This window comes from Streptacidiphilus fuscans (assembly GCF_015690355.1).
In the GTDB taxonomy this organism is placed as follows: domain Bacteria; phylum Actinomycetota; class Actinomycetes; order Streptomycetales; family Streptomycetaceae; genus Streptacidiphilus; species Streptacidiphilus fuscans.
In genome coordinates this window covers 1-4,907 of the sequence record NZ_JADPRT010000033.1, presented here as the reverse complement: position 1 = coordinate 4,907, position 4,907 = coordinate 1, and the positions used below count along the sequence as shown (strand labels likewise).

4 protein-coding genes, 2 rRNA genes and 1 pseudogene are annotated in these 4,907 nt (G+C 68.6%); all 7 read right to left on the bottom strand.

Annotated features, from left to right (window positions below; all coding sequences use genetic code 11):
- Window positions 1-130, bottom strand: a 16S ribosomal RNA gene (locus I2501_RS38675); the annotation flags it as partial.
- A gap of 399 nt (window positions 131-529) precedes the next feature.
- Window positions 530-1,057: a hypothetical protein gene (locus tag I2501_RS38670; protein ID WP_328806895.1), complete on the bottom strand. Its 528-nt coding sequence runs from the start codon at window positions 1,055-1,057 to the stop codon at window positions 530-532.
- Between the two features lie 17 nt (window positions 1,058-1,074).
- Window positions 1,075-2,004: a class I SAM-dependent methyltransferase gene (locus tag I2501_RS38665; RefSeq protein WP_328806894.1), complete on the bottom strand. Its 930-nt coding sequence runs from the start codon at window positions 2,002-2,004 to the stop codon at window positions 1,075-1,077.
- 74 nt (window positions 2,005-2,078) lie between these two features.
- Window positions 2,079-3,884 carry a serine/threonine-protein kinase gene (locus tag I2501_RS38660; protein ID WP_196198764.1) on the bottom strand — a complete coding sequence of 602 codons (1,806 nt, stop codon included), beginning with the start codon at window positions 3,882-3,884 and terminating at the stop codon, window positions 2,079-2,081.
- 158 nt (window positions 3,885-4,042) lie between these two features.
- Window positions 4,043-4,441 (bottom strand): annotated as a pseudogene (locus tag I2501_RS38655) (DNA-binding protein); the annotation flags it as partial.
- Window positions 4,438-4,683, bottom strand: a complete 246-nt coding sequence (locus I2501_RS38650) for a hypothetical protein (protein WP_196198763.1) — start codon at window positions 4,681-4,683, stop codon at window positions 4,438-4,440. The pseudogene I2501_RS38655 and the gene I2501_RS38650, both read right to left, overlap by 4 nt.
- A 99-nt stretch (window positions 4,684-4,782) precedes the next feature.
- A 5S ribosomal RNA gene (gene rrf, locus I2501_RS38645) occupies window positions 4,783-4,899 on the bottom strand.
- Window positions 4,900-4,907 lie beyond the last annotated feature (8 nt).

Here is a 4,907-nt window from a genome sequence, read left to right as displayed (position 1 = left end):
CAGGGCAGATTGCCCACGTGTTACTCACCCGTTCGCCACTGATCCACCCCGAAGGGCTTCACCGTTCGACTTGCATGTGTTAAGCACGCCGCCAGCGTTCGTCCTGAGCCAGGATCAAACTCTCCGTGAATGCTTTCCCGTAATCGGGACATCCAACGTAGAGCGGCACAGCATCCGCCGGAATGAGCGGACCCGTGCACAGCGTCCTCGCTGAAAATTTTTTCTCAAAAGTAACTGGCGTTGACTTTTGGCACGCTGTTGAGTTCTCAAGGAACGGACGCTTCCTTCGGCCCCGTTTCACCGGGCCCTCCGGGCGCTTCCTTCGTTTTCTAGCTTATCAGAACTTCCGGCCTTCGCTTTTCGCTCCGGCCCGTTCCGACGAGTGAAACTCTAGCTGATTTCTTCGGTAACAACCAAATCCACCAGCCGTCCCCGAAAAATGGCAGCACGAATAAAGCACCGTGCAGTCAGATTTGAGGGGGTTGGTTGTCCACAGGCCTGCACCGCAGGCGGGACAACTCGCAGGACTCTACGCACCCGGACAGACCGTGTCAACCTCCGGATGGAGCCCCTCCATGCGGTACCAACGCCGGTGCACCACAGGTTCGACGCACAGCACCGCCACACCCGCGATCGTGCCGACCAGCAAGGCGGGCCAGCCGCCGCCGTTGATGAGCGCGCCAACGCAGGCAGAGACAACGGCGACAGGGCGCAGCAGTGTCAGTGGGCCCAGGCCGATGACCATCGCGAGCGTGCCGGCACGGAAGGGCAGGAAGAAGTAGGCGGCCAGTGAAAGCAGGACTGCCGCGGCATAGGCGGTGAGCGGGATCAGATAGCCGACGCCTCCAGCTGCCAAGGCGTTGTACGTGCGGGAGGGGTCTGCTGCCGTCAGAAGCACAACGGCCGCGGTCAGTGCAGGAACGAGTAGCAGGGCCGCCCCCACGGCCAACCCGCGCAAGGCGGCCCGGACGTTGGTCCGGTGCTTCCGGATACGGGCGTCACTGCCGGCGTAGGCACGGAAGCCGCTGAACGCCGCGTCGACCAGGCCGAGCAGCACCAACGGAGCGGCGGGCGTCACCGGGCGGGCTCGGTCAGCTGGTCCTGGCCGACCAGTCGACGGCCGGATCGCCCGAAGGCCTGGCGGAACGAGCCTTCAAGAGGCGGGCGCAGGCCGATGATCGGGCGCACGGTCGTGCAGAACGGGTTCGCCGTGCCGCGGGGGTCGTAGAGGAGTGCCCGGATGCCGGGCACCGTGGCGGCGCGGAGAAGTGCTTCGTCGCTGTGTGCCCGCAGCGCGGAGACGACGCCGTCGTGGCGGCCGAGCGGGTGGCGCATCCGAGCACGGTGGAACATCCAGGCGCCTATGGGCGCAAGGGGAGTCGCGGCGATGTCGAAATGGCAGAAGGCCTGCGCGGGTGAAGCGGCCTGGGCCTGGAAGAACTCGGCGAGCGCGGGATCGCTGAAGTGGTGCAGCACGCCGGTGGAGACGTAGACGGTCGCGGCCTGCGGCAGGTCGAACGCGTTTCCGTGGACGAAACGGCAGTTGAGGCCCTCTGCGCGGGCTAGACGGTCGGCTTCTCCCACAAGCGCGGCGCTGAGGTCGACCCCGACCAGTTCGACGTCAGGGCCCAGAGCATCGGTGGCCGCCAGCCAGCGGAGCAGGTAGCCCAGGCCGCAGCCGACATCGACCAGGCGGTACGGCCCCCGCTCCGCGCCGGCGGCACGGATCGCGGCGAAAAGCGGCCCGAGCAGGTGGACCAGGCGTTCCCCGACGCGCAGTTCCTCGCTCAGCCGCTGGAGTTCGGTGTGCACGCCGATGAGCAGACGGTCGACGGCGCAGGGGTCAAGTACCCCGTCCGCGTCCACGGGGAGCCGGGCGACGATCCTGGCCGCGCGCTCGTCCCCGCTCTCCCGCAGTCGCCCGATCACCTCGGCACGCCGGACCGGGAGCCGGTGGCCGCTGTCCGGCTCCACCGCGGTGATCAGATCGGAAATCTCAAGCACGGACACGAGGCAGCACCCTACGACCTCTTCCGCCCAGCCGGACCCGTTCAGGCCGCACATGATTCAGGGCAGCTCTAGCCGCTTCCCGCATCGGTCCACAGCTGTGCTGCCTGGGATGTGTTGCAGGGCTGCTGCTCGGCGGCGCTGGTGATCTGGAGGCACTGCCAGTAGGTCGTGCTCTCGATGGTACTGCCGGACGACGTCCTGGTGCCGATCTGCCAGTACTGGGCGGAGTTGGAACCGCAGGGGTCCATGTTGCTCCAGCCGTTTGCCATGAACGCGGTGAGGCAGTCTCCGCTTCCCTTGTTGACCACCTTGAAGGTGCCGTTGGACGCGGGGACGAAAGTCCACTCCGCGTAGGGGGTCGGCCCCGAGGCGCAGGAGCTGCTCACTGCGTAGGCACCGGGAGCGCCGCTGCTCGTGTCCTGTGCGAGGCAGCCGCCGTCGGCTGCGTCCGTGATGCGGTACGTGCCCGCCGAACCGATCTGGCTCGCTCCGCCGCTGGATCCGCCCGACGTTCCTCTGCTGCCGCCGGAAGTGCCGCCTGTACTCGTACCCTTACCGCCGGTCGTACCGCCGTTGGTGCCGTTGTTCGACCCCGTCCCTCCGGTCGCACCACCGGTCGGAGGCGGCACTGCGCCGCCAACGGTGCCTCCCGAGCTGCCCCCGGTCACCTTCCCCGGAGGCGCCGACGCCGAAGCGGACGCGGTGGTCGGGTGCGGCGAGGGGCTGGCCGTCGGGGTGCTGCTCGCGCTGCTCCGCGGGCTGACGCTCGTCGTCACGGTCGGGCCCGCCGGTCCGCCCGCCTGGGCGTTACCGTGCCAGGGCGCCAGCAGCAGGGTGCCGACCGTCGACGCCACAACGACGGGGATCACCAGGGGCAGGATGAAACCCGGGCGCCGCCAACGGGACTCCTGCTTCTGCTTCTCCGCGGTCTTGCCCACCACGACCGCGTCGTTGACCGCCGCCGTGCTCTCCATGCTCTTGGCGCTCTCCGGGCCCACCGCCGCGTGGAGCAGCACGGTGCCGCTGTCTGCGTCGGCCGCGCGCTGACCGGCGGCCGCGCGGCGCGTCGCTTCGGCCATCGCCGCAGCGCTCGGGAACCGGTCCTCCGGGCGCTTCTCCAGCGCGCGTGCGACGAGTTCGCGCACCGGACCCGGGAATCCCTCCGGGAGTGCGGGCGCCGGCTCGCGGATGTGCTTGAGCAGAATCGCCAGCAACGCCTCGTCGGTGAACGGGCATTCGCCCGTGAGCATCTCGTAGATCACGATGCCCACCGAGTAGAGGTCCGAGGCGGGAACGGTCGCGATGCCCTCCGCCGACTCGGGCGCGATGTAGTGGGCGGTGCCGAGGACCTCGTGTGCGGACGTCAGTTTGGTGGCGGTCAGCGCGCGGGCGATGCCGAAGTCGGTGACGGTGACCCGACCGTCCTCGCCCACCATCAGGTTGGCCGGCTTGACGTCCCGGTGGACGACCTTGCGGCGGTGTGCACCGTGCAGGGCGTCCAGCGTCTGCGCGGCGATGGCCAGTGCCTCGGTCGGCGGCAGGGTTCCACGCTCCCGCAGGAGGACGTCCAGCGGTCGGCCCGCGACGAACTCCATGACGATGTACGCGACCTCGGTCCCGGTGTCGACCTCCTCCTCGCCGTAGTCGTAGACGTCGACAATGCCGGGGTGGTCAAGGTTGGCCAGGACCTTGGCCTCACGCCGGAACCGCGCCGCGAACGCCTCGTCCTCCATCAGGGACGGCAGCAGGATCTTGACTGCCACCTGGCGCTCCAGCACCCGGTCGTCCGCGCGCCAGACGTCTCCCATCGCGCCGCCGCCCACGCGCTCCGTCAGTGTGTAGCGGCCGCCGAGAACCGTCCCCCGGGTCCACATCGTTACGCCCCCCTATGCGATATGAAGCACCGTCAGCGTCGAGTCTGGCATGACCCGTCACAGGGAGTCGATCTCGTCGATCTCGTCAGCCGGGCAAGTGCCCAGCCACGCGGGTGAGTTGGCGCCTCGATCAAGGGCCGGCACAAACCGGTCCGCTGGACCGCGAGAAACGCGACCTGGTGGCCGCAGAGGCGGCTGAGGTCGTCGGCGTCCGAGGTGAGAACGGCGACGGGAGGCTGCTGGCGCAGGGCGGCCTCGGCCACGGTCGCGTCGATCGCGTACTTGTGGCCGTGCAGGCCGACCTGCTTGAGGAGGAACGAGGCCGCGCGGGCGGCCTGTTCCGTGACGGGCTCGACCCGGGTCTGGGAGAGCACCCAGTTCAGGCGGGCCTGGTTGGTGCGCTCGTGGGACGCCTCGATGATGGTGTTGGCGCACACCACCAGGTCCGCGTCGGACTCACGGAGTAGGGCGAGCTTCTCCATCATCCGGCGGTCCTGGCCGACCCAGGACGAGAGCGCCTCGCAGTCCAGGACGACGGAGGCGGACGCGACACTCACGCGGCATCGGCTCCGCGGCGGGTCCCGCCGGCAGCGAGCTCGGCGCGGGCCTGGGCCAGCTCCTCCTCGGTGAACGTGCCGAAGTCCCGCTGATAGTCCTCCAGCTCGGACGCCAGAAGCTCCCGACGGATCTGCCGGGCGACGGCCTCGGCCACGTAGCCGGAGACGTTGTCGGTGTGGCGCCTGATCTCCTCGACCTGGTCGGTCGGAAGAGTGACCGTGATGCGCGTCGTGGAAGCCATGGAGCGGGCATACTGCGGTATGCAGCTGTGCGCACCCTGTGTACCCGTAACGCAGTGAAGCCCCCTGACACGAGGTCAGGGGGCTTCACTGGAAAGATTGTTCGGCGGCGTCCTACTCTCCCACAGGGTCCCCCCTGCAGTACCATCGGCGCTGTGAGGCTTAGCTTCCGGGTTCGGAATGTAACCGGGCGTTTCCCTCACGCTATGACCACCGAAACACGATG